This window comes from Telmatobacter sp. DSM 110680, assembly GCF_039994875.1.
Taxonomy (GTDB): domain Bacteria; phylum Acidobacteriota; class Terriglobia; order Terriglobales; family Acidobacteriaceae; genus Telmatobacter.
Window position 1 is genome coordinate 2,379,298 of record NZ_CP121196.1, and the last position, 25,289, is coordinate 2,404,586.

Sequence of the window (25,289 nt, forward strand, 5' to 3'; positions counted from 1 at the left end):
ACGATCCAGACCTTCAAACCCTTCGGAGCTGAATCGCGATGAACCAGGCCCTGAACAACACGATGCAGGATCTCCGCTACGCGCTTCGTCAACTGCGCAAGTCGCCGGGATTCACGATTACCGCAACCCTGACGCTGGCTTTAGGCATCGGCGCCAACACTGCGATCTTCACGCTGGTGCAGGGAATCCTGTTGCGCCGCCTGCCGGTCAGCGATCCTAAGCAGCTGTATCGTATCGGCGACAACGGCGATTGCTGTGTGGAAGGCGGCTTCCCTGGCGACGCCAGCGACACCGGCGATTTCACCATCTTCTCCACGGATCTCTATCAACATCTTCGCAACACCACTCCCGAATTCGAGCAACTAGCCGCGATGCAGGCGGGTGGGGGAATGTATAGCGTGCGGCACGGCAGCGCAGCGGCTAAGCCATTACGTGGTGAATTTGTCTCAGGGAATTATTTCTCAACACTGGGCCTGAGGGCCTACACGGGCCGCGCACTTAGCGATCAGGATGACCAGCCGTCAGCAGCGCCTGCCACAGTGCTCAGTTACAAAGCATGGCAGGGAGAATATGCAGGCGATCCCACTATCGTTGGTTCCACCATCTTCATCCAGGCCAAGCCGTTCACCGTCATTGGCATTGCGCCGCCGGGCTTTTTCGGCGACCGCGTAACCGATGGCCCCCCCGACTTCTGGATGCCGCTGCAGACCGAACCTTATATTCGCGGCGACAGCGCGATCCTCCATCACCAGGAATCGCACTGGCTGTATCTGCTTGGACGCGTGCGCCCCGGAACCTCCATCGGAGCATTGCAATCGAAGATCACCGTGACGCTACGCCAGTGGCTCTATACGCGTCCGGTGCTCACGGCGAATGGCGGCGCGACACTCATTCCCAAAATGCATGTGGTTCTTTCGCCCGGCGGAGGCGGAATTCAAAACCTCCAACAGGAAGCGGGTAAAGGGCTGAAGTTCCTGATGATCCTTTCCTCGGTGGTGCTTTTGATCGCCTGCGCGAATATCGCCAATCTGATGCTGGCTCGCAGCACCACTCGCCGTGCAGATATTGCACTTCGCATGGCATTGGGCTCTGGTCGTCGTCGCGTGATGCGCCAGATACTGACGGAAAGCATTCTGCTCAGTTGCATTGGCGGACTCGTGGGGCTGGCTGTTGCCTATCTCGGCTCTCACACCATCCTTGCCCTTGCGTTTCCTGAAGCGCGCAACATGCCCGTCGATGCGAGCCCATCCCCCATTGTCCTCGGTTTCGCATTTCTGATTTCGCTCGTGACCGGGGTGTTGTTCGGTACCGCGCCCGCCTGGATGTCAACGCACGCACAGCCGGCTGAGGCGCTGCGCGGCGTCAATCGCTCCAGTCGCGACCGCTCCTCGCTGCCGCAGAAATCGTTAGTGGTATTTCAGGCTGCGTTATCGCTCGTGCTGCTAGCGGGTGCCATCTTGATGACCAAAACGCTGGTCAATCTTGAACACCAGAACTTCGGGATCGCCACCAGCAATCGTTACGTGCTTCATTTTGATCCTGCCGGGGCTGGCTATACCATCGACAGGCTGCCCGGCCTCTACCGTCAGATCGACGAGCGCTTTTCAGCATTGCCCGGTGTGACCAATGTTGGGATGGCCCTCTACAGCCCGCTCGAGGGCGATAACTGGGGTGAGTGTGTCATTCAGCAGGGACATCCCGCGCCACGTCCGGGGGACAAGTGCGGATCAACATGGGATCGCGTCAGTACACACTTTCTTGATTCCGTTGGTGTGTCCATCTTGCGCGGACGGGGATTCACGGAACAGGATACCGCCAACTCGCCGCAGGTAGTTTTGGTTAACCAGACTTTTGTGAAGCGGTTCTTTCCTAATCAGGATCCGATCGGTCAGCATTTCGGCATCGACTTTCCTCAGTTCTCCGGGAGCTTTGAAATCGTCGGAGTCTTTGCTGACTTCAAGCTCAACAATCCGCGCGATGATATCCGGCCCGTTTATCTGCGGGCGCTTACGCAGCAGTTCCCATATCACATGGAGTCGATGGATTCCGGCGAAACGCAATCCATGTTCATCAACTCCATGGTTCTGAGCTTCAACAGGCCGCAACAGAATGCCGAACAGTTGGTTCGCCGTACCCTGGCTGAGATCGATCCCAATCTCACGGTCATGGATCTTCGCTCTCTCGACGCGCAGGTGGCCGGCAACTTCAACGGAGATCGTCTGACGGCGGAACTCTCCAGTTTGTTCGGAATGCTCTCACTGATTCTGGCTTCGGTGGGACTGTACGGCGTGATGTCGTATTTTGTTGCACGTCGTACCAGCGAAATCGGCATACGCATGGCGCTCGGAGCAACGCGCTCCAGCGTCCTCAGCATGGTAATGCGCGGTGCGCTCTGGCAGGTGATTATCGGTCTTTGCCTCGGAATTCCGGCCTCGCTCTACGCAGGTTATCTGATGAAGAGCCTGCTTTATGGCGTTGGCAGTTATGATCCGTGGGCTCTCGCTGGTGCACCCTTCATGCTGCTCCTTTGCGCGGTTGCCGCAGGATTTATTCCCGCGCGCCGCGCTGCCTCGATTGAACCGATGCGCGCACTACGGATTGAGTAGGAGAAAGGAGACTGAGCGGGATGAACGTGCTGGCCAACGATATTCGCTACGCCATCCGCCAACTGCGGCGATCGCCGGGTTTTGCGGCAACCGCCGTGTTTACACTCGCGCTCGGCATAGGGGCAACTGCGGCCGTTTATAGCGTTATACAGTCTGTCCTCTTGCAGGCATTACCCTATCCCGATTCAAACAGCCTGGTGGGCGTAGCCTATACCTTTCCTCACGAGAAGCCGAATGCGGAACAGGCAGGCAGCACCGCCGATTTCGTGCGCGAACACAGCAACGAATTCTCATCCGTCGCGATCATGGACGACTCCAGTCCCGCCGTCAATCTCTCCCTCAACGGGAGACGTGCAATTCAAGTGAATGCTCTGCGTGTCTCCGAAGGATATTTCCGAACGCTTGGTGTAATGCCGGCACTCGGCCGCGCCTTCCTGCCAGATGAGGACCGGCCAAATGGTGCAAAAGCATTGGTGCTAAGCCATGATCTTTGGACTAATGTTTTCAACGGCGATTCCGCAGTCGTGGGTCGGGCCATTCGCGTCAACCAGGAAACCTTCACCGTCGTAGGCGTGATGCCCGCCGGTTTTACCGTCACTGCCGAAACGGCTCCTGGCGTTTTGGGAACTCCTGCCCTGTGGCAACCGCTTCAATTGGGTCCAAAAGATCCCGGCTACGATGGCGACAACTATGAGATGATTGCGCGCTTACGCCAGGGAGTGACGCTTGCGCAGGCTCAGAGTGAGTTGAGTATGCTGAACGCGCCTTTCTACCAGGCGAATCCCACATACACAAAGTGGTTCGGTCGCAACAACGAACTTCACGAGTTTCGCGCGTGGAAGTTGCAGGATGTCGTGGTGAGCGAGGTGCGCCGTAGCTTACTCACGGTGATGGGTGCAGTGCTGGCGGTTTTGCTTGTTGCCTGTCTGAATCTAGCCGGATTGATGGTGGCAAGGTCGATGCGTCGCTCGCGCGAAATCGCGATGCGCTCCGCTCTCGGTGCGACAGGCGGGCACTTGGTTCGGATGCTCGCGTGCGAAGGTCTCTTGCTGGCCTTCTTTGGTGGCGTTCTTGCTTTGCTGGTGGCGCGAGTTGCAACGCGGATTCTGCTCCACGCGGCGCCGCTTGCCGTTCCTTCGTTGCATGGCGATCCCAGCATTGGCCCACTGTGCGGAGTTGTTTTTCTGGTCTCCCTGGCCGCCACCGGTATTTTCTCAGTGCTTCCAGCGTGGCTGATTCTCCGTAAGCGCAACCGCGAAACGCGATTGGGGAGCCCTTCTTTCGGAGAGACAGTTTCGCACGCGCGCCTGTCTCGGACACTCATGGTTGCGCAGATCGCATTGGCGATGGCTCTCGTCTCCGTCGCTTCTATGCTGCTTGGAACATTTCTGAAACTGCGTTCGGTGCCGTCGGGCATTGCTGCCAAGCAGCTTTCCGTCTTCCAGGTCGATCTCAAAGGGAATCGCTACGCGAACACGCGCCAGACCACCCAGTTTGTTTCCAGCGTTCTTGAAAATCTGCGCCACACCCCCGGCGTAGAGCGCGTAGCAGCGGTGAATGGTTTGCCGTTGGATCGAGGCCTGAACATTGGCGGCAATCCAACAGACCGCCATGATATCCGCCAGATCATCGAGCTTCGTTCCGTTACCCCCTCGTATTTCCAAACCATGGGGATTCCGCTGCTATCGGGAAGAGATTTTTCAGACAGCGATCGCGCCGGCGGCGATCTGGTTATCGTGATCGGTGCTGAGGCCGCCCGGAAATGGTGGCCCGGTCGATCCCCGATAGGCGATTCGATCAAAATTGGCGGCGAGCACAGCTGGCGCATCGTTGGGATCGCTGCGGATGTGCATACGCATTCCCTCGTCGAGACCGGCAATATCGTGATCTACGCGCCGATGAGCCAGCTCTCTGACGAAATGTCGGGCATCATCAATGGATGGTTTCCCACCAGCTTCGCCATCCGCACCGCAGCCGACGTCAACCTGGCGGCAACCGTGCAGCGCGCTGTTGAGCAAGCCGATCCCGAAATTCCTGTAGCTCGCCTCACAACCATGCAGGCAGTCATCGACTCAACCATCGAACAGCCTCGCTTCTTCTCACTCCTGGCTAGCGGCTTTTCGGTGTTTGCAATGATCCTCACCGTGATCGGGCTCTTCGGACTCCTGAGTTATCAGGTGACCCAGCGAACCAGGGAAATCGGAGTGCGCATGGCACTGGGGGCTGACCGTCGCGCAATTCTCGGTGTGTTTCTCGGTCGCGGCTTGACGGTAGCCTTCGCAGGCGTGGCGTTGGGGCTGGCGGCGAGTTGGTTGGTCAGGCCGGTCGTGAGCCATCTGCTGGCAGATGCCGGTGTAAACCCCGCCGGCAGCGGAGCCGTCATTGTGATGAACGGCGTATGGTCGGCGGTTGCCGCCTCCGTTGCCATTCTTTTAGCCACACTCGGTGCAAGCTGGTTCCCCGCCCGTCGTGCCGCTTCCATTGATCCCATGCGGGCTTTGCGCACCGAATAGGAGAGGTCAGGATGAATTCGTTGATACAGGATCTACGCTACGCACTTCGGCAGTTGCGCAAGTCGCCAGGCTTCAGCCTCACAGTCGTCGTGACGCTTGCGCTCGGCATCGGCGCCAATGCGGCTGTGTTCACGCTCTTCGATCAAGTCCTTCTTCGAATGCTTCCCGTGCAGAAGCCGCAGGAGTTGGTCCGCTTCGAGTGGAATGGAGCATTCAACGGCTCCATGAGCAGCTTTGGCGGCGATAGGAAAGATCACCACAACTATTTTTCCTACCCGATGTATAAAGATCTGCGCGACCAGAACCAGGTATTCAGTGGGATTCTCGCAACGGACGAAGCGCAAGTCGGTATCTCCTGGCACAATCAGGCTGAGAGCGAAAGTGCGGAGGTTGTTTCTGGCAATTACTTCCAGCTTCTTGGGCTCAATCCCGCTGTTGGACGCCTTTTCACACCTCAAGACGATACGGCGAAAGACTCGAATCCGGTAACGGTGGTGAGCTACAACTACTGGCGCACCCATCTTGGCGCGGCTCATGACGTTGTTGGACAGACGATCCTCATCAATGGCCACTCCTTCACAATCATTGGTGTCGCGCCTGCGAACTTCGACTCTGCAATCGGCGGCTATCGTCCGGCGATTTTTGTTCCTACCAGCATGGTCGAGATAGCGATCCCCTGGAGAGCGCCGATCGATGACCTCAAAAACCATCAGTCCGTTTGGCTCACCCTGGTCGCGCGGCTGAAGCCAGGAATTACGCGTCAGCAGGCTGACGCGAGCATGCGCACTTTGTGGCATTCTCTGCGCGCCAACGAACTTCCTCTTTTCAAACAGGCAAGCGAGCGATTCCGCAAAAACTTTGTAGATCTGTCCACCTTCGAAGTTCTCGACGACTCCAAGGGATTCAATCCCAATCGAACCGATCTGCAGAAGCCGCTTTTCATCCTGATGAGCATGGCCGGACTGCTTGTGATTCTCTGCGCCATCAATGTGGCGACGCTCCTATTGTTGCGGGCGGCCAACCGCGGTCGCGAAATGTCAATGCGCTACGCACTTGGCGCGCGCCGCAGTCGCATCGTCTCACAGTTGATCATTGAGGGCGGTGTTCTCGGATTCGTCGGAGCAGCGGCCGGAATTGCACTCGCTCCATTGGTCGCAGCGTCGTTGGTGCGCATCCTCACCAGTTCCGATCCAGGATCCGAGCCATATTCGGCTTCCGTGGATATTCGGGTGCTGCTCTTCACGTTAGGTCTCTCGATAATTGCCACGCTTTTCTTCAGCGTCGCCCCTGTATTCCACTTCTTCCGTCCCCAACTCGCTGGTGCTTTGCGCCAAAACACCGGCACGCTCTCCAAGGATTCGCAACGCTTCAGGAAACTAGCCGTGGGCGTACAGATCGCCCTTAGCGTGCTGCTGCTGGGCGGCGCCGGACTCTTTTTCCGCACATTCGATAATCTTCGTCACCAATCGCTCGGATTTGAGACCGCAAAGCTCGTGACATTTGCGCTGGATCCCACGAACTCGGGATACAGCGAAGATCGCACCAGCCAGATCATTACCAATTCTATCGATGTGTTGCGTCGTCTTCCTGGCGTTACTTCTGTTGCGGCTACTACCGATCCTGAACTGGTGGGAGACTCTGAGGGGTCGAATTTCTCCGTACAGGGGTACAAGCCTTCAGAAGATGAGAATATGAACTTCGAGCAGCCGCGCATTACGCCGGACTACTTCTCTACCATTCATCAGCCGCTTCTGACTGGCCGGGAATTCACTGCAGCCGACACCAAAGGGCAGCCGGAAGTTGCCATCATCAATTTGGCTTTCGCCAAGCGCTTTTTTGGAACACCGCAGAACGCCATTGGTCGCCAGTTGCAGGAAGGCTCAGGCGATAAGCCAAACTACAACATCACCATCGTTGGCGTAGTCGGGGATATCCGGCACACTGATCTGCGTACGCTGCTCGGAGCCGCCGTTTATCTGCCTTACCTGCAGCAGAAGCATCCGCACGGTGTCCAGATGTACGTGCAAACTTCGCCTCCGCCCACCACCGTTGAAGGCGCGATTCGCCAGACCATCCATCAGCTTGATTCAACGCTCGTGGTGGACGGCCTCCGCACCATGAACGCGCAGGTTGAGCGCAGTGAAGCCGATGAGCGGGCACTCGCGTTTCTCGCCATTGGTTTTGCCGGACTCGCATTGATTCTTGCTGCTGTGGGACTTTACGGCGTACTCGCTTATTCGACCGAACAGCGTACACGCGAAATCGGAGTGCGGTTGGCCCTGGGCTCGCCGCGTTCCGTTGTCGTTCTTCTCATTGTTCGAGAAATGGCCATCATCGCCGCAGTTGCTACGGTCGTGGCTTTGCCTTCTCTCATCGCCCTGGGCCGTCTCTTCCGAAGCCAGCTTTTTGGAGTCAGCACGTTCGATCCAATTACGCTTGGCGGAGCGGTAACACTTACCGTAATAATGCTCTCTCTTGCCGCTGCATTGCCCGCGCGCCGGGCTGCGGCTGTAGAGCCCATGCAGGCACTGCGCACAGAATAGTTTTGAGAACGGAGTACATCGCCATCATGATCGACCTGAAGAATATCGAACGCAGTTACAAGACCGGGCACGCTGAAACCTGGGTGCTGCGCCGCATCAATCTAACGATTCAAGAAGGTGAATTCATCACCATCATGGGCCCATCAGGAGCAGGGAAGTCATCGCTCTTGAATGCGCTTGCGCTTCTCGATGACAGTTGGCTTGGTGAATACTGGTTTGGCTCAACGCCGGTGCACTCGCTCAATCGCAAGCAGCGAGCGGACTTGGCTCGTCAGCGCATCGGGATGGTATTTCAAAGCTACCACTTGCTCGACGATCTTACCGTTGCCGAGAACATCGATCTCCCGCTCTCCTACAAGAATCTGCCCTCAAAAGATCGTGCCGGCATGGTTGCCGACATTCTCGATCGCTTCAATATCGTTGCCAAAAAGGACTTGTTTCCGAACCAGCTTTCCGGCGGACAGCAGCAACTGGTCGGCATCGCGCGGGCCGTTGTCCACGCGCCATCACTACTGCTGGCCGACGAACCTACCGGCAACCTTCACTCCACACAAGCGCGCGAGATTATGGATCTGTTTTGCGAACTCAATCGCGCCGGCACCACTATCGTGCAGGTCACGCACTCTGAAGAGAATGCTCGCTACGGCAAGCGCATCATTGAACTGCGCGACGGCTGGATGACGCGCGACGAAAACCTGCAGACTGCTCCTTCGGAGGTCGGTGCACAGTGAACTCAAAGGTGAATGATTTGAAAAAGACCCCGGGCACTCCAATCGCAACTCGCATCATTGCGGGTGCGGCAATCCTGCTTCTTCAGGCCAATATGGCCCTTGCGTTTCAATCGGAAGCTACCAACGCTCCGCCGCAGACGGCGCCCCAGGCCACCACAACGCTACAAACAGCGCCCGCGGTGCCGTTCAACGAGATGCTGCACCACTCGTTCAATCCATTCGATGCCTATCGCGGGAAAATTGTGCCGCCTCCCAGCCTGTCCAACTCGATGCGTATGAACTCACTCGTCCGCGATGGAAAGCTTTATCTCTCGCTTCGCAACGCAATCGATCTCGCTCTCGAGAACAACCTCGACATCGTTATTGCACGCTATAACCTCCCCATTGCGCAGATGGACATCCTGCGCACTCAGGCCGGAGGATTCACCAGAGGCGTAAATACCGGTGTAGTCTCCGGCACACCCGGCGGGGCGGCAAGCGGAACAGGAACTGGTAGCGGAGCAGGCGGCACAAGCACCGGGAGCGGCGGCGCTGGCGCCGGGAGCGGCGGTCTCGTGCAGTCCACGTTCGGCGTTGGAAGCAATGTTTCCAGCTTCGATCCCTACATTATTGCCAAGGCCTACAACGACCACACCTCGCAACAGTTGACCAACCAGACTCTTTACGGCGTCTCTGCCTACCACCAGAACGAAAACCTGGCGGACATCAGCTATCAACAGTTCTTTCCAACCGGCACCTATTTTGAAACCGATTTCAACAACAACCGCCAGACATCGAATAGTCCCAACAATACTCTGAATCCGCAGCTTTATTCCAACCTTCAAGTCATCTTCCAGCAACAGTTGCTTGCCGGATTTGGAACCGGGCCGAATCTGCGCTATCTGCGAATTGCGAGAACTAACCAGAAAATTGGAGACATCGCATTCAAGGCACAGATCATCGCGACAGTAACCCAGATCTGCAATATCTACTGGGATCTTGTAAACGCCTACGACACCGAACAGGTAGGCGAACGCTCGGTCGCATTTGCAACGGAGACTCTCGACACCAGCCGCAAGCAACTCGAACTTCAGGCCATTCCTGAGATGGATGTCCTGAAAGCTGAAAGCGAAGTGGCGACACGCCAGCAGGATTTGACTGTCGCGCGTACCAACCTGGAACTTCAGGAACTCTACATGAAGAACGCCATCACCCGTTCTTTCGACGATCCGGTTCTTCAGGAGTTGCCAGTGGTGCCGACAGATCATCTTGCCGCTCAGATACAGCCGCAGACCGAGCCGGTACAGCAGAGTATCACTGACGCTCTCAAGAATCGCACTGAAATCCAGGAGAACGCCCTCGACCTCAGCAACCGGGAGCTGACCCGAAAATCTGCTCGCAACAACCTCCTGCCGCAGCTCAGTCTCTACGGCTTTTACTCCGGCACGGCATTCGGCGGAGTTCCGAACCCGGCATTCGCGGGGAGCAACACTGCTCCCGGAGGGTACGGCGGCACTCTCGAGAATGCGCTGAACAACTCTTCACCCGAATACCAGGTGGGTCTCCAACTCCAGATGCCTTTGCGCAATCGTCAGGCCAAGGCCGACCAGTACCGCACCGAACTCGAATACCGCCAATCCCAGGTGTACGCTGAGGAGTTGAAGAAGAATATTGTCATCGAAGTGCGCAACGCTCGCTACGCTGTGGAGCAAGGTGCCAGCCGAGTAGGCGCGGCTAAGCAGGCACGCGACCTCGCACAGCGGACCCTCAATATCATGCAACAGGAACAAAAACTGGGAGCAGGATCGAATCAGCAGACATTGTCTGCCGAGCACGATCTGTCCGTGGCCGAATCGGCGCTTGTTACGGCACAAACAGCTTACGAGAAGGCTCGCATTCAGCTGAAGTTTGCTACCGGATCGGTGCTTGAAGAATACGGAATCTCGATCACCGACGCCAAAACCGGAGTTGTACAGGCGGACAACAACTAAAATGCCAGACCCCAGGAAGAACGAACGAATTCGGGTTTTAGTTGCCGACGATCAACCGCACATTCTCGAGGCTGTGGAACTGCTGCTTTCACCGCAGGGCATTCAAGTTGAATGCGTACGCTCACCGCAGCTTTTGCTTGAAGCGCTGGGTCAGACGGACTACGATGTTCTGCTCATCGACTTGAACTACACGCGCGACACAACCTCAGGCAAAGAGGGCCTCGATCTGCTCGCGCGCCTGCAGGAGATCGATCCGCGCATGCCGGTCATTGTCATGACTGCATGGGGCAACATCGATCTCGCAGTCGAAAGCATCAAGCGTGGTGCGCGCGATTTCATCCAGAAGCCATGGGAAAACGAGCGCCTCATTTCGCTTATTCGTGTCCACGCCGAGTTGCACAAGGCTCTACGCAGGGCACGTCAGCTTGAACTGGAAAACCGCTTGCTTCGAGCTGAAGGTATGCCCGACTTCGTGGCGGCTGCGCCGTCGATGCAACCTGTTTTGGAACTGATCAGCCAGGTTGGACCGTCCGACGCCAACGTGCTTATCACGGGGGAGCACGGTACCGGTAAGGAGATCGTTTCCAAGCTTTTGCATGCGGCATCTCCTCGTTCGCGGATGCCTCTGGTTGCCGTGAATGCCGGCGGATTGCCGGAAGGAACCTTCGAAAGCGAGATCTTCGGTCACGTTAAGGGAGCATTTACGGACGCGCGTTCGGATCGTGTCGGTCGCTTTGAGCTTGCCAATGGCGGTACGCTGTTTCTCGATGAAATTGCCAACGTCCCTCTCCGTCAGCAGGCGAAACTCCTGCGCGTCCTTGAGACCGGAGAACTCGAGCGCGTCGGATCATCGCAAACGCGACGCGTCGATGTGCGCGTATTATCGGCAACCAACGCCAACCTGCCTGACGAAGCCAAAGCAGGAAACTTCCGCGAAGACCTGCTTTTTCGCATCAATACTGTCGAGATTCACATCCCGGCTTTACGCGAACGTCGCGAGGACATTCCGCTGCTGGCGCTGCACTTCCTCAATCGGAATCGATCGCGCTATCGCAAGCAGGTTACCGGCTTCTCAACCTCCGCTATGCAGCAGATGATCCAATACCCATGGCCGGGCAATGTACGCGAACTCGAGCACACAGTCGAGCGCGCTGTGCTGCTTTGCCGAGGCGAGGAGATCGAGCCGGCCAACCTGGCTATCGCCGGAGCCAAATCTTCTGCGACCAATTTTGAGAATATGAGCATAGATGAGGTTGAAGCCCTGCTCATTCGCAAGGTTTTGCGCCGATGCGACGGTAACATATCGCAAGCAGCTGAAGCGCTTGGCCTAAGTCGAGCAGCGCTTTATCGTCGCATCGAAAAATATGGCTTATGAAAGGCACGTAAGGAAACGCAAGCCCTCGGCCATTCGCCGGGCATGGCTGTTCTGTTTTCTGCTGGCGCTTCCTACGTTTCTTTTTGCCGGGATTCTTCTGTGGCAGCAACATGTAACCGCCGCGCCCACTTTTCTGCTTTTGTTTTGCCTCTTTATTTATCTTCTGCTAATAGCCGCATCGCTTATTGAGGGCCTGATGCGCCCGCTGCAGACGCTCTCCAACGTTGTCTCATCGCTGCGTGAAGGGGACTACTCGTTCCGCGCTCGCGGTGCAAGTTCCGCCGACGCGCTTGGCGAACTGGCCTCGGAGATTAACGCGCTCGCGGATTTACTGCAGAAGCAACGTGTGCGATCTCTCGAGGCAACGGCCCTACTGGCGCGCATTCTTGAGGTGATGCATGCGCCGCTCTTCGCCTTCGATCGCGAAGACCTTCTCCAGCTTGTGAATAATGCTGGAGCACAGCTCTTGGGCCGTCCTCTGGCACGGTGCTTTGGCCACAGCGCCGCAGAGTTGGGATTGGAGAACCTCCTCGCTTCTTCAGACCAGACCGTTCACTCCTTCGGAACAAGGCCTTCACGCTGGCTTCTGCGCAAGGCGCTCTTCCGGCAGGATGGCGCGCCGCATACTCTCCTACTGCTTGCCGATGTGAGTCAGCCTTTGCAGGAAGAGGAACAGATTGCATGGAAGCGCTTGATTCGCGTGCTGGGGCACGAGCTTTCAAATTCATTGGCACCCATTAAATCCATTGCGGGAAGCTTGCTGGCGCGCGCGGAGAAAATCAGCGGAGACGAGTCGACAGTTCACGATTTCCGCCGTGGGCTCAGCGTTATCGAAAGTCGAGCGGATTCGTTACATCGCTTCGTCCAGTCCTACCGCCTTCTTGCTCAATTGCCGCCGCCTCACCTCAAGGCCGTACAGGCAGGTCCTTTGCTCGAACGAGTTGCGCTTCTTGAACAACGTGTGCCGGTCCAGCTCGATCCCGGCCCGACCGTCCTGCTCAATGCCGATCCCGATCAACTCGAGCAGATGTTTATCAATTTACTGACGAACGCGGTCGACGCTTCTCTTTCCAATGGGGCTAAGCCGGTGCGGATTGGATGGCGCGTTGCGGAATCGAATTTAGTGGTTGGCATTGAGGACAGCGGGTTAGGCATTGCCAACACTGAAAATCTCTTTGTGCCGTTTTACACAACCAAACCAAAAGGCAGCGGTGTCGGGCTTGCGCTGGCACAACAGATTGCTCGTGCCCATGGGGGCGAGATTCGCCTTGTAAATCGCGAGGATGGCCCCGGAGCTAGAGCCATCATCCATCTGCCGATAGCGTAGTGTTTCAGCCGGCTGCGGAAATCGAAACGACGTTAGGTTTTATCTCCGTCGCCATCACGCAATTGCGACCGGCATTCTTAGCGCGATAGAGCGCTGCGTCGGCGATCTGGATCATCTCTTCGTAGTTCGTCGGGAAACCTGCGGCCACGCCGAAGCTTGCCGTGACTGAGAAAGTCCTGTCACCTTCTCCCAGGCACGCCGCCTCGACAGTAGCACGAAGGTGTTCGGCCCGATTGCGTGCAGCTTCAAAATCTGATCCTGGGAGAATGAGCAGAAACTCCTCACCACCGTAGCGCCCTACCCAGTCATAACTACGAACCGCGCGCTGGAAGATGCCGCCGGTTTCGCGGAGCGTAAGGTCGCCGGCCACGTGGCCCATAGCATCGTTCACGCGTTTGAAGTAATCCAGATCGACAAGGATGATGCTCAGCGGAGTTCCATCGCGTTGAGAGCGATCAACCTCCCCGCGCAAGCGCTCCACGATGATGCGGTGATTCCACAAGCCGGTCAGGCCATCGTGTTCCGCAAAATGGCGCATCTGTTCACGCGTCCGCACCAGTTCTGTTTTCTCTCGCTCGAGGTCTTGCGTGCGACCCTTGACGGCCTCTTCAAGTTGCCGCTTCTGCCGCATTAGCTGACCGACTCGGCGTCGCCACGTCCATACCGCCAGCACCAGGGTGATGAGTCCTAATTCCCACTTGATGTATTTGTCCTGCCACCACAGCGGAGTGATCGTGAAGGCGTACGATGCTACCGGCGAAACCGTGCTGCCAGCAGCATTCACACCCTTCACTTCGAAGCGATAATTGCCCGGCTCCAGATGGCGATAATGAACCGTCATTTCGCGCGTTTCTTCCCACCCAGAATCTTGCTCGCCTACCAGACGATATCGAATGCCGATGTCCTGCGTGTCCTTGAATGAAAGAAGGGCCATCGAAATCGTCAGCTGGTTTGAGCTCCACTTAACCGAGCCGCCGTCTGTGATCGGCACGGTTCCAAGCATCACTTGTGAGATTGCCGGCGGAGGAGGAGATCCGGCCAGGGCATCCTGCGGCGCGATCAGGTGGCTTAACCCTCCTGACGTGCCAATCCACATGCTGCCGTCATGGTCTTCGGTAAGAGCAAAACTGTCGGTGTCATTCCAGATCAGCCCGTCGTCCTGCGTGAAGCTTCGCCAGCGATGTCCGTCGAACACAGTGACGCCGGCATCTTCGCCAACCCACAGCCAGCCGCGGTGATCCACAACCAGAGACACAATTTCTTCCGACATCAAGGGCGGACGCCCGATATGTTCGGCCGAGGTTACCTTGTAATCGCTGACGCGCAATCGCATCAGGTCCTGAGACGGCCCCGCAACCCAGATATCCCCGTTCCAGTCAACGGTGATTAGATCCGGCTTTGCGCCCGATTTACCCGGATCAATCGCGTGCCATCCAATCGCATCGTGCTTGAAGAGACCCGCATCGGAAGTCGCCCACAAATTGCCGGCCTGATCCACGCTCATGTCTGTGAATCGGATTGCGGTTTTGGGAAAAACAGCATCAAGCACCGGATGAGCATTACGATCATCACCCGCCGGATCCACAACAAACATCCCGTTCACCGTAGCGATCCAAAGCCGGTGTGGTCCGTCAGCCAGAATCTGATACACCGCCGGCAACGTCTGCTGCGTAGCAGTCAGCGTTTTCTGGTCAATCCTCGTCAGGCTTCCGGCAAGACTTCCCATCCATATAGCTCCGTCCGCGCTGATCGCCAGCGATCCCGCACGGGCAACTTGGACCTTCGGCGATTGCCAGATCTTCGGAGTATTGCTCTTGGCAGGGATAAAGCTCAGTCCAGAATCTGTGCCGATCCACAGTCTTCCCTGGTGGTCGCGTTGAACCGCCCACACCAGGTTGTCGCTCAACCCGTCATTCTGGGTATAAGCTTCCCAACGATCTTCTCCTACCCAGCGAAGCAGACCGTGCCCTACGACACCCATCCAGATCGATCCTTCGCGGTCGACGAAAAGTTCCTGGATTTCAAAAGGCGACAGACCATTGTGTTCAGTAACCAGTCGCCAATGGTCCTTATCCCAGAGTGCCAGCGTAGAGCCGTGCGCTGTGAGAATGCGGCCCTGATTGTCCTCTGCCAGTGTTGGGTAGGCCTCAGATGTCGCTCCTCCCGGAAGGTCGCGCACATCAGCACGGCTGCCGTCGGGCATCATCTCAACAACGTTCGCATTGCTGCGCAGCCAGATGTGTCCGTTGCGCGCTACCATCATCGTCACCCACTGCTCTTCGGGCAACTTCAGCGATGCACGCAATCGCGTTGTCTGGCCGTCTTTCAAGCGGCAAAGATCTTTGTCGCAGCCGTACCACAACGAACCCTCGGGTCCGTACAACACGCTCCAGACGAATCCGCCATTAAGATTCAGCGGCTCTGCAACCCAATCGTCATTTCCACGACGCTTCAACACCACGCCGTGACTGCTCGATGCCGTGACCACCTCGTCCGGCTTAATCGACGTAAATGTAGTGCCCGTGGGATGCGTGAATTCGTTTAGAGCGTAAGGGAGGCGCACCTCGGCGAATCTGCCATCCTTGCGTTCGAAGTAGATGCCCGCTGTCGTTCCTACCCAAAGAGTTCCGTCGAGGCCGATATAAACGTTGTCGATGATCCGATCAGGGATGCCTTCCGCAGCGCCGTAGCGCTGGAACTGGCTGCCGTCATAGCGATAGAGGCCATTCTGTGTGCCCATCCACAGATAGCCGATGCGGTCCTGCTGAATCGAGGTGATGTTGGGATTGCCCAGCCCTTGAATGTATCCCTTGAAACTATATCGCTGTGCCGGCGATGACGCACAAAACCCGCATAGCAGCGCGAGCACTGTGACCGCGCGCCACCATCTGTTACTCGATTTGGGAGTCCAATTCGTCAAGGTCCTGTCTTTCTCGGCTCTTGGATTGGGAATGCCGGTTTGCTCGGCAGAAATGGATCAACAGGTATCTCGGGGCCCATCTGGAAATTCTCGCTCTCGAATCTCTCGTTTTTCGGTAACCCAAATATAGCCGTGAGCTGTCCGGGAGGACATGCCACTTTGGTCTAAGTTGTTGTGGATCAAAGGTGCAAAGGTAATCTTGGATGATTACCACTGTGCGGAAAGCAGACAGCTAGCTCTAAGAGCGTGATTCCGCCCGTGATGTGATCAATCGCACATATAGGCGGTCTCAGAGAAGGCCGCCGAGGCACTGTCCAAGGTAATGTCCTCGACAGGCTGGGACGCAAAGAAACCATTCACCTGATCCAGAACGGCCTGGCCGGTTTTTGATTGATAGATGGACTTGCGGAGTCGTCCGCCACCGGGCACACCGTGCGTAAACCATGTCGCAAACTGCTTCATTTTGCCGGCCGTCTCGCCCAATCGAGCGTCGCGGGGAAGATCTTTGGTGGCTTCGGCTTCCGCCAGCAGCATTTCGAAGTAAGCCCGGATCATATGATGACGGTCAGAAAAGGTGGGATGATCATAGCTCCCGGTCGCCGTATACTGCGCAATCTGTCTGAAAATCCAAGGATTAGCCGCAGCAGCTCGTCCAATCATCACTGCATCGCACCCCGTCTGCGCCACCATCGCAGCGGCGTCCTCCGGCGTGCGGATATCTCCATTGCCGACGACCGGGATGGTTACAGCCCGCTTCACCGACGCAATCCATTCCCAGCGAGCTTGCCCACTATAACCCTGTTCGCGGGTTCGCGCATGCAGCGCGACGGCATTCAGGCCTTCCGCTTCCGCCATCCGGGCCAATTCTACGCATACGATCTGCGTGTCGCTCCAACCCATCCGAAACTTAACGGTGAAGGGAATCGTGACCGCTTTTCGAACGGTGCGGAAGATCTCGCCGATCTTGGGCAGATCGCGCAGCAGGCCTGATCCGCCGTTGCATCCCACGACTCGCTTGGCCGGGCAGCCCAGATTCAGATCTACCGTATCGAAACCCGTATCTTGCACAATGCGGGCGGCTTCCGCAAGTGTCTCGGCGTTTGATCCAAACAATTGTGCGCCGATCGGATGCTCGTCATCGTAAAAGGTCAAATAACGTTTGCGCTTCGCTTCCCGCATCCTTGAGAGGCCGTCCGCAGAGGTGAATTCCGTCATCAATAATCCGCACCCGGACTGTGCATTCGTGACAGACTCCTCGACGGCTGCGATTTCTGTTCTCTGATCCTTGGCCTCTAATCCCTGATCCTTTGTAAATACGCTGGCGTGCCGGATAAAACGCCGAAAGACCGTGTCGGTCACACCCGCCATGGGCGCCAGCACTGTGGCAGGCGATACCGCCACCGGCCCAATGCGCATCTCCGGCGGCACGCGGACGCCCTCAGGCATTGCGTGCTCTCTGGGATTGTCCCAGTCCTTCTTAACTGTGAATCCTTTGCCAGCCATTTAGAACTCTTCCAAAATCAACTTGGCAATTCAGCCACGTGATAGACAAACGGCTTACCGCGGGAATCCGGATTCCAGCCCGCCGCCATCGCCTCTCGAATGTGCTCCTCTACCTTGGTCGGAGTGACAGTCGGGCGAGGAGGCTCAATCCGCATCCAACCGGCTTTTTGCGCTACCGTGGTCGGATATTCCAGAAAAAGCTCGCGTCGCACGATTTCTGCAACCCTCACGTGGATCGAGATGCCTCTCCACTCTTGATCCGCAAGCCGTTGCTCCTCCCGATGAAGGTGCCAGATCAGTGGGAAACCGTCAATGGTCACCGCAGACTCAAGCGAGCGTTTGGCGCGTGGCATACCTGGACACCTCTCCGATCGAAGGACCTAATGGTGCTTCAAGAACCTATGCAAGAGCTCGAACGCAACAGGGCCTCCGCCATGGCGGAGGCCCAATCTCTCAGCGGTCGCTTGCAACTACTTTGCCGGAGAAGCCTCAATGGCTTTGGCGTACTTGCGGCGGAACCGTTCTACGCGTCCAGCCGTGTCGACCAGGCGCTGCTTGCCGGTGAAGAACGGGTGGCAGTTCGAGCAGATTTCCACGTGAATGTCGCCCTTGTGGGTCGACCGCGTCTCAAAGTTGTTTCCGCAGGCGCACATTACCTTCACCGCGGCATAGTTGGGATGAATCTTTTCCTTGGGCATCGCTAAAGACAAACCTTTCCTACAATCTTCCGTATCTATTGTATTGGGATTCATGGCACAGAGCAAACGATTCAAACCTCACCCCTTATATCGTCACTTCGCGCTGCTTATGTCACCCGGCAAAGCCGCTGTCCCTCCAGGGATACAAAGTCACTCAGAATTGGCCGGAAACTAGATATGGCCCCTCCCATGGGGCACCCCTCCCGCATGTCGGTACATCTAAACTCCCGTTGTTCTTTCCCTGGGGGTAAATACTTTGAAAAACCTGCATGTTCCTGTCGTGGTGGCGGGTGCGGCGATGTTCGGCCTTTTCGCTTCTCACTCACTGCTGAGCCAAACCCTTTCAAAACAGTTCGTTGTACCGCAGCAGCTCAGTGGAGTAACAAGCACTTTAATTGGAGTTGGCGACCTGAACGGCGATGGCCGTCCCGACATTCTCTATCAGAACAGCGCTCAGATCGCGACCGGCAACGGCACCTTCAAAACCATCGCTGAATCGATCACTTTTCCGCAGGGATCAATCCTTGCTGACGTCAACGGCGATAAAAAGCTCGACGTCGTGGTGGCGGTCCCGGCTGATGAACAATGCGACTACAATCCTGACGGCTCCTCGTACTGCAATATCAATTCGGACGCTATGCTCAAGGTTTACTTCGGGAACGGAGATGGAACGTTTCGCACCGGCACCAGCTTTGACCTCGGTCAAGAAGGCGCCAACCTCGCAACTTTGGCCATGGTTGACGTGAATGGAGATGGAAAACCCGATGCGATCGTGACGTTCGTCGGCTACTCAGAAGATCCCGCGTCGCAGGATGGTTTTGTTCTTCTCAATGACGGAACTGGAAATTTCAAACTAGCTCAGGGAACCTATGGCTATCGACCCGTGCTCGCCAGTGGCGACTTTAATGGCGATGGCAAGATCGATCTGGCTGTAGGCTTGGGCCCCACTATTCTCTACGGCAAAGGCGATGGCACCTTCACCACTGGAGCGTCCTATTCGCTGAATGCAAATGCCGCAGTTGTGGGTGACTTCAACCACGACGGGCATCTTGATCTTGCAGTATCCAATTACACCACCGGGATCTATACTCTTTGGGGACAAACCGGGGGAACCTTAGCCGCGCCCAAACTCATCTTCCCGTTCGGAGCCAGCTACATTCAGGCTGCTGACCTGAATCACGACGGCTATCTCGACCTGATTGCTGCCTCAAGTTCTTCCTTTGACGTATACACCAATCAGCGCAATGGCACCTTCTCCAGCCCACGCGTCTTCGCTGCTTCTGGAAATAGCTTCTATCCCTCGCAGTTCGGCCTGGCCGACTTCAACCGCGACGGCTACCTCGATATTGCCTTCCAGAATCAAGTCGCTTATGGAACTTCCGGTGCGTCTTTCAACGATCCAATCGTCACCCAAAGCGCATATGCAGGCGGCGTGGTAAGTGCTGACTTCAACAGCGACGGAATCGACGATGTCGCCATCATGAATTTTTCAACCGGAGCCGTGACTGTGTTTACAGGGTCGGGCAAAGGGTATTTCAATGCAGGTAAAACTTATGCCACCCCGATTATCTCCGGCAACATCGCGGTGGGAGACGTCAACGGTGACGGCGTCAAGGACATCGTTGTCACAAGAGGCATCCAAAGTCCTGTCACCAACGCTGACGACGTGAGCGTCTTACTTGGCAATGCGGATGGAACATTCCGGAGCGCCATCTCGAGCAAGATACTTGGGGGCCCCGCTCCATACACCTACAATCGCCAGAGTTTTGCGGTGGATGTGAATCACGATGGCAAGGCAGACCTGATTGGCTACTGGGGAGTTGCGCTGGGTAAGGGCGATGGCACATTCTCCGCGCCAAAACCATTTCCGTCGCAGGCACTTCCGGTGATTGCCCTGGCCGTGGGAGACATCAATCATGACGGCAACGAGGACATCATGGTTGCAGAATCCACAAACGCGTCCATCTTCACGCTCGTTGGTGACGGCCATGGAAACTTCACAGTGAAGAACACCGAAAAACTCAACTACACACACCCGCAGATCAACGCGCTCACCCTTGGAGATATCAACGGAGATGGCAGTCTCGATCTGATCTATGACTATTCCGCCAGTCCCACCGTCGGATCCTACGATCGCATTGTCGTCGAGTTTAACGATGGATCGGGCACGTTCGGAAACGCAGTTGGCGTTCGTCTGCCCTATGAAGGAAGCGCCGCATACAACACCTTGCTGGTCGATGATTTCAACCGCGATGGCAAAATGGATATCCTTGACGTGATGGGCGGAGGCTACGTCTATCAGCCCACGAGTGGAGATTCCATTCTCATCAACGGCACAGGCGGTGGAGGCCTCGCAGCGCCACAGTACTTCCCATTGCAGATGATCGACGGAGTTGCACTCGATATAAATGGTGACGGCGCTCCCGATCTTGCCGGACCGTCGTTGGACAATGTTGGCGTCGAACGCGTTTTGAATACGGGCGCAAAACAATAAAGGCGTGTCACCACAGTTGCAATTCAGCGGCCGAATCGAAAGATTCGGCCGCTTTTCTTTCCCTCAGAAATCATTGCAATCAAGACAACGCGCCTAGCAATCAGCCCCTCCAATAGGGGTGCACGAGCGCAAGCAAATTAACTAGGGGTAATACTATATGGGACTCATCACGCCCAACGACTTTCCAAGCCTTCGCGAACTTTATACCGCACAGCTGCGCTACCGCTATCCGCCGAAAATCAAATTGTCGATGGACTTCCGAAGATGATTGAGCATGCAGAGGAATCCCAGCTCAAGCAGGCCTTTCAGACCCATTTGGAGGAAACGCGAAATCACGTTACACGTCTTGAGCGGCTTCTCGGAGATTTGATCAATGACCCTACCGATAAGAAAGACCCGATCTTGGCTGCAATTGTAGGATCAGGCGAAAACATCACCAAGGAGACCGATGCCCGCGCTGTGCGCGACGCAGGTCTCATCGCAACTGCTCAAAAGGTTGAGCACTATGAGATCGCATCCTATGGCTGCGCACGCGATTGGGCCGAAACACTTGGACTCAACGAACACGCTGCGATTCTGGAGCAAACCATTCAGGAAGAAAAACACGCGGACAAACTGCTGACAGAAATTTCTCACACCGCCAATGCCACCGCCGCAATGTAAGAGCGTCAACCAATTAAGCTGTGTGTCCCAGGTCTCCACTCTTGAGACCTGGGTTTACAGCGCGATCTGGCGAGCCGCCTATTTCGCCAGTGCCTTTGCAATTCCTTCTTCGACCAGCGGAGTCATGACATCGTAACCGGCTTGCGTCGGATGCACGCCGTCCTGGCTGAGCTTAACTGGCAACCCATCACGCGCATCCTTCATAGCTGAGTGGTAGTCGACATAAACATACCCACGCGCTGCGGCGTAGCCCCTCATCCAGGCGTTGATCAGCTTAATTTTTGGAGCGGGCGTCAATCCAGGCTGCCACGGATAGTCATACGCCGGCAGAACGGAACACAACACCACCCGAATGTGATTCGCATCTGCCATCTCTGCCATTGCAGCGAGATTGGCTTCTGTCTCCTCCAGAGTCATCGGTCCCGTGTTTCCGGCAATATCGTTGGTGCCGGCAAGAATAACTACGACCTTCGGCTGCAGCGCAATCACATCCTGGTGGAAACGCAGCACCATCTGCGGCGTCGTCTGTCCGCTGATGCCCCGATTGATGTAGGGCTTCGCTGCAAATACTCCCCCCGGTGTATCGAAGTGCCACCCCTCCGTAATCGAATCGCCCATGAACACGACCCGCGCCTGACCTGCCGCTGGTGGGCCCAGTTTCAAGTCAGCCTCCTTGAATCGCTCAAGCCACGGGAAATCCGTCAGCAGTTGCTGATCGTGCTTCCTCCAGTAATCATTGTCCGGGTGCTTCGCAGCGACCGGTGCTGGCGCTTGGGTCTCAGGAACATTCCCCGGTTCCTGCGCCGCAGCTTCAATCGAGCAAATTTCCAAAATTCCAAAGAGAACGGCAATGGCAATACGTAATGAGATCCGACTCACCGCAGCACACCCTTCCTAGGCATTGAAATCAAACGAAATCCAATCTTAACTCTCCGAGCCGCATCGCAGGCGATTTGTCCGCAAGGCCATTGAGCCTTACCCCTTTTCCACCAGACTGCACGCCTTTCCCACCGCAACACCTCCGTGCCAGCTGCGCTAGGCTTAAAGAGCCATGAGTGAATGCGAAATCTGCGGCGGAGTAGGCCTGGTCCGCGTTAAATCCGACGCCGGCCTGTGGGTTTCCCGCGCGTGCGAGTGCCAGGAGTCGCAGGCCGAGGATCTTCGCATCAAATCCGCACGAATACCAAACAAATACCGCAAGTGCACGCTCGATTCATACTGGATTGATTTCACAAATGCCCACGAGTCTTTGAACAGCGCTCTGCGCACTGCCCGGAAGTTCGTAGACGCTTATCCAATCGATACGAAAGGAAAGGGACTCTTGTTCGTCGGAGCAAACGGGCTCGGGAAGACGCATCTTGCAGTCGGAGTTTTGCAGCGTCTTATCCGCGAACGCGGTGTTCAAGGGCTTTTTTTCGACTATCGTGAATTGCTTAAACATATCCAGAGTAGTTATAACCCGCAGGTGCAAGCGACAGAACTCGAGATCCTGCGTCCCATTCTCAATGCAGAGGTCCTAATCATTGATGACATTGGTACTCAGAAGCCGACAGATTGGGTATGGGACACAGTCGCGTATGTTCTTAACGCTCGATACAACGGAGAACTATCAACAATTATCACAACACATTTTCCAGCATTGCCTGCTGGCAAAGGACAGTTAACAGATCCCGAAAAGGCCGCTCGCGAAATATCACTTGGAGATCGAATTGGCGACAGTATGCTGTCGCGCTTATGCGAAATGTGCATTCGCGTGGAAATGTCGGGCGGTGATTTCCGTCAGTCCGTAAAGCGTGCCAGCTTCGGATCGTAGAGACTCTGTAACTTAGGAAGAAACCATCGTGCTCGGCAAACTGGAAATGATCGTCGGACCCATGCGCAGCAACAAGACTGCTGAGCTGCTGCGCCGTATCGAGACACGCCGCCAGTACGCCAAGCAATGCGTCCTTCTCCTCAAGCCTAGCGCCGACACTAAATCCGCTGCCGGTGTTGTCGAAAGCCGCAACCCAAATGGCTGCGGAAAAATGGAAGCGATCGAATTCCCTAACAGCGATCCGTGGACTATCTTGCCGATCCTGGCATCCACCGAGCAGCAGATTGGTAGGCGCGTCGAATGTATCGCCATCGACGAAGGCCAGTTTGTTGCCGACCTCTTTCTCTTCACTAAGCGCCTATTGCACTGGGGTTATGACGTTATCGTCTCCGGCCTCGAACTCGATTTCCGCGGCATGCCCTTCGGAGAAATGATCCAGCTTTCCTGGCTTGTCCGTATCTACGCCGGCAACATCACTGAACTTGTTGCCTACTGCAGCTGCGGAGCGAAGGCACTTTACCCGCAACGCCTTGTCGATGGCAAACCCGCACCGTATGACAGCCCAATCATTATGGCCGGCGACTTCTACGAGCCCCGCTGCGACGAACACTTCGTACTCCCAGGCAGGCCCCACTGAGGGGCAACGCGCGCTGCGCAGGCCCATCAGCGGGGCAAGTCCTTTCGTTACGATCCCGTTGGAGGAGTGTCGGTGGGATTATGCCAACCGCCGTCCGATTCGATCAGAGCATCAGCCTGCTTCGGCCCCCATGTGCCTCGCTTGTACGGGCGAACGCGCGGATGATGCTTGAGCACCTTATCCACGACCTCCCATGCGGCTTCCACGGCGTCCTCTCGCGTAAACAGGCCGCCATCGCCCTTCATCGCATCGCCCAGTAAACGCTCGTAAGGTGTTTCTTCTCCCGGCTGTTGTTCCAGCAAATAAAGCTCTCTTTGTTTGCCTATGAATTCTTCTCCTGCAAGCTTCACGCGTGCAGCAATTGCAATTGCTGCGTCAGGTGAAAGTCGAAAGCGAAGATAATTCCCCTTACCCAAAGCTGTCGCTGCGTCGGCGAATAGTTTCTGTGGCGGGGGCTTCAACTCCACAATGATTTCTGTAGCTGTGTCAGGCAGATACTTGCCCGAACGCAGATACCAAGGCACGCCATCCCAACGCCATGAATCGACAAAGAGTCGAAGCGCGCAATATGTTTCGGCATCCGAGTTCTTCGCTACATCATCCTCTTGTCGATAACCGATGTATTGACCGCGCACTATATCCGCCGGTTTCAGCTGTCGCATCGCCTTGAAAACTGTTGCCTTTTCGGTTTGGACCGCGCTATAGTGCCGGCCAGCGGGCGGCTCCATGGCAAGCAGAGCCACAATCTGAAAAAGATGATTCTGTATGACATCTCGCAGACATCCGGCGGATTCGTAAAATGCGCCGCGCTTGCCCACACCAAAATTTTCCGACAGAGTAATCTGCACGCTCGAGACGTAGTTGCGATTCCATATCGGCTCGAGAAATGAATTGGCAAAGCGGAAATAGAGAATATTCATGATCGCCTCCTTGCCCAGGAAGTGATCGATACGAAAGATTGAGTCTTCAGGAAAAACCGATCGCGCCACGCGGTTCAGCGCACGAGCCGATGCAAGGTCACGGCCGAATGGCTTCTCTACGATGACCCGGGCATTTTCCGTTAATCCGGCAGCCCCCAGGTTCTTGATCACCGTCCCAAAGAGCGAAGGCGGGATGGCGAGGTAATGCGCAGGGCGCTTCGCTTTTCCAAGGGCCAGCTTGATTCTCGCGAAGGTCTCGCTATCGTTGTAATCCCCACTTACATATTTGAGCAGTGACAGAAGACGCTGAAAGGCCTGCTTATTATCGATCCCTCCCGATTGCTTAATGCTGTGCGTTACGCGTTTCTGCAGCCGCTCCAGCGACCACTTTGGAAATGCCACACCGATTACGGGAACGTTGAGGTTTCCGCGTTTTACCATCGCATAGAGCGCAGGAAAAATCATTTTGTGGGCCAGATCGCCCGTCACGCCATAGACCACAAGAGCATCGGATTGCGAGGTGCGCATTCAGCGCCTTCCTTCTGGGTGGCCAAATCTTTTCAGGGGCCGCGGAAT

The 25,289-nt window shown here is 56.1% G+C and carries 17 protein-coding genes; 11 read left to right on the forward strand and 6 right to left on the reverse strand.

The features are described 5' to 3' along the window. Positions 1-38 precede the first annotated feature (38 nt). From P8935_RS09855 to P8935_RS09885, 7 genes are read left to right on the forward strand one after another with little or no spacing between them, the layout of a single operon-like run. On the forward strand, positions 39-2,606 hold the full coding sequence (locus tag P8935_RS09855) for an ABC transporter permease (protein WP_348264823.1): 2,568 nt from the start codon (positions 39-41) through the stop codon (positions 2,604-2,606). Positions 2,607-2,626: 20 nt separating this feature from the next. Further along, positions 2,627-5,119: an ABC transporter permease gene (locus tag P8935_RS09860; protein ID WP_348264824.1), complete on the forward strand. Its 2,493-nt coding sequence runs from the start codon at positions 2,627-2,629 to the stop codon at positions 5,117-5,119. Between the two features lie 11 nt (positions 5,120-5,130). Next, on the forward strand, positions 5,131-7,662 hold the full coding sequence (locus P8935_RS09865) for an ABC transporter permease (RefSeq protein ID WP_348264825.1): 2,532 nt from the start codon (positions 5,131-5,133) through the stop codon (positions 7,660-7,662). A 26-nt stretch (positions 7,663-7,688) separates the two neighbouring features. Beyond that, entirely contained in the window at positions 7,689-8,393 is a 705-nt protein-coding gene (locus P8935_RS09870) for an ABC transporter ATP-binding protein (RefSeq protein WP_348264826.1), read from the forward strand. Then, a complete protein-coding gene (locus P8935_RS09875) occupies positions 8,390-10,363 on the forward strand; it encodes a TolC family protein (RefSeq protein ID WP_348264827.1) in 1,974 nt (657 codons plus the stop codon). Before P8935_RS09870 ends, P8935_RS09875 begins: the two co-directional genes overlap by 4 nt. A 1-nt stretch (position 10,364) precedes the next feature. After that, complete coding sequence (locus P8935_RS09880) at positions 10,365-11,738, forward strand: sigma-54 dependent transcriptional regulator (RefSeq protein ID WP_348264828.1); 1,374 nt, start codon at positions 10,365-10,367, stop codon at positions 11,736-11,738. Further along, positions 11,728-13,065, forward strand: a complete 1,338-nt coding sequence (locus P8935_RS09885) for an ATP-binding protein (protein ID WP_348264829.1) — start codon at positions 11,728-11,730, stop codon at positions 13,063-13,065. The genes P8935_RS09880 and P8935_RS09885 overlap by 11 nt, the downstream gene beginning before the upstream one ends. 4 nt (positions 13,066-13,069) lie before the next feature. On the opposite strand, the gene P8935_RS09890 is transcribed toward P8935_RS09885, so the two are convergent. From P8935_RS09890 to rpmE, 4 genes are all read right to left on the reverse strand, one after another. Then, positions 13,070-15,985: a diguanylate cyclase gene (locus P8935_RS09890; RefSeq protein ID WP_348264830.1), complete on the reverse strand. Its 2,916-nt coding sequence runs from the start codon at positions 15,983-15,985 to the stop codon at positions 13,070-13,072. A 267-nt stretch (positions 15,986-16,252) separates the two neighbouring features. After that, positions 16,253-17,488, reverse strand: a complete 1,236-nt coding sequence (gene dusB / locus P8935_RS09895) for a tRNA dihydrouridine synthase DusB (protein WP_348264831.1) — start codon at positions 17,486-17,488, stop codon at positions 16,253-16,255. A gap of 17 nt (positions 17,489-17,505) precedes the next feature. Continuing rightward, positions 17,506-17,841 (reverse strand): hypothetical protein, encoded by a 336-nt coding sequence (locus P8935_RS09900; RefSeq protein WP_348264832.1) that lies wholly within the window; start codon positions 17,839-17,841, stop codon positions 17,506-17,508. A 117-nt stretch (positions 17,842-17,958) separates the two neighbouring features. Next, the gene (rpmE, locus tag P8935_RS09905) at positions 17,959-18,186 is read right to left on the reverse strand and encodes a 50S ribosomal protein L31 (protein WP_348264833.1); all 228 of its coding nucleotides are present in this window, start codon (positions 18,184-18,186) and stop codon (positions 17,959-17,961) included. A gap of 256 nt (positions 18,187-18,442) precedes the next feature. Here rpmE and P8935_RS09910 point away from each other — a divergent pair, with 256 nt between their 5' ends. Then, the gene (locus P8935_RS09910) at positions 18,443-20,680 is read left to right on the forward strand and encodes a VCBS repeat-containing protein (RefSeq protein ID WP_348264834.1); all 2,238 of its coding nucleotides are present in this window, start codon (positions 18,443-18,445) and stop codon (positions 20,678-20,680) included. Between the two features lie 150 nt (positions 20,681-20,830). Beyond that, positions 20,831-21,343: a DUF892 family protein gene (locus P8935_RS09915; RefSeq protein WP_348265325.1), complete on the forward strand. Its 513-nt coding sequence runs from the start codon at positions 20,831-20,833 to the stop codon at positions 21,341-21,343. 78 nt (positions 21,344-21,421) lie between these two features. Here P8935_RS09915 and P8935_RS09920 read toward each other — a convergent pair whose 3' ends face one another. Further along, positions 21,422-22,222, reverse strand: coding sequence for an SGNH/GDSL hydrolase family protein (locus P8935_RS09920; protein WP_348264835.1), 801 nt, complete (start codon positions 22,220-22,222; stop codon positions 21,422-21,424). A 172-nt stretch (positions 22,223-22,394) separates the two neighbouring features. Between P8935_RS09920 and P8935_RS09925 the strand changes: the two genes are divergently transcribed. Next, the gene (locus tag P8935_RS09925) at positions 22,395-23,156 is read left to right on the forward strand and encodes an ATP-binding protein (protein ID WP_348264836.1); all 762 of its coding nucleotides are present in this window, start codon (positions 22,395-22,397) and stop codon (positions 23,154-23,156) included. Between the two features lie 28 nt (positions 23,157-23,184). Then, a complete protein-coding gene (locus tag P8935_RS09930; protein WP_348264837.1) occupies positions 23,185-23,793 on the forward strand; it encodes a hypothetical protein in 609 nt (202 codons plus the stop codon). A gap of 47 nt (positions 23,794-23,840) precedes the next feature. Here the strand turns inward: P8935_RS09930 and zwf are convergent, their stop codons facing one another. Then, the gene (gene zwf, locus P8935_RS09935; RefSeq protein ID WP_348264838.1) at positions 23,841-25,241 is read right to left on the reverse strand and encodes a glucose-6-phosphate dehydrogenase; all 1,401 of its coding nucleotides are present in this window, start codon (positions 25,239-25,241) and stop codon (positions 23,841-23,843) included. Between the last annotated feature and the right edge of the window lie 48 nt (positions 25,242-25,289).

Excerpts from the sequence above, each read along its gene's own strand:
- P8935_RS09860 (WP_348264824.1), top strand. The coding sequence starts at position 2,627 with ATGAACGTGCTGGCCAACGATATTCGCTACGCCATCCGCCAACTGCGG.
- P8935_RS09855 (WP_348264823.1), top strand. The coding sequence starts at position 39 with ATGAACCAGGCCCTGAACAACACGATGCAGGATCTCCGCTACGCGCTT.
- P8935_RS09925 (WP_348264836.1), top strand. The coding sequence starts at position 22,395 with ATGAGTGAATGCGAAATCTGCGGCGGAGTAGGCCTGGTCCGCGTTAAA.
- P8935_RS09885 (WP_348264829.1), top strand. The coding sequence starts at position 11,728 with ATGGCTTATGAAAGGCACGTAAGGAAACGCAAGCCCTCGGCCATTCGC.
- P8935_RS09900 (WP_348264832.1), bottom strand. The coding sequence starts at position 17,841 with ATGCCACGCGCCAAACGCTCGCTTGAGTCTGCGGTGACCATTGACGGT.
- dusB (WP_348264831.1), bottom strand. The coding sequence starts at position 17,488 with ATGGCTGGCAAAGGATTCACAGTTAAGAAGGACTGGGACAATCCCAGA.
- P8935_RS09880 (WP_348264828.1), top strand. The coding sequence starts at position 10,365 with ATGCCAGACCCCAGGAAGAACGAACGAATTCGGGTTTTAGTTGCCGAC.
- rpmE (WP_348264833.1), bottom strand. The coding sequence starts at position 18,186 with ATGCCCAAGGAAAAGATTCATCCCAACTATGCCGCGGTGAAGGTAATG.
- P8935_RS09870 (WP_348264826.1), top strand. The coding sequence starts at position 7,689 with ATGATCGACCTGAAGAATATCGAACGCAGTTACAAGACCGGGCACGCT.
- zwf (WP_348264838.1), bottom strand. The coding sequence starts at position 25,241 with ATGCGCACCTCGCAATCCGATGCTCTTGTGGTCTATGGCGTGACGGGC.
- P8935_RS09865 (WP_348264825.1), top strand. The coding sequence starts at position 5,131 with ATGAATTCGTTGATACAGGATCTACGCTACGCACTTCGGCAGTTGCGC.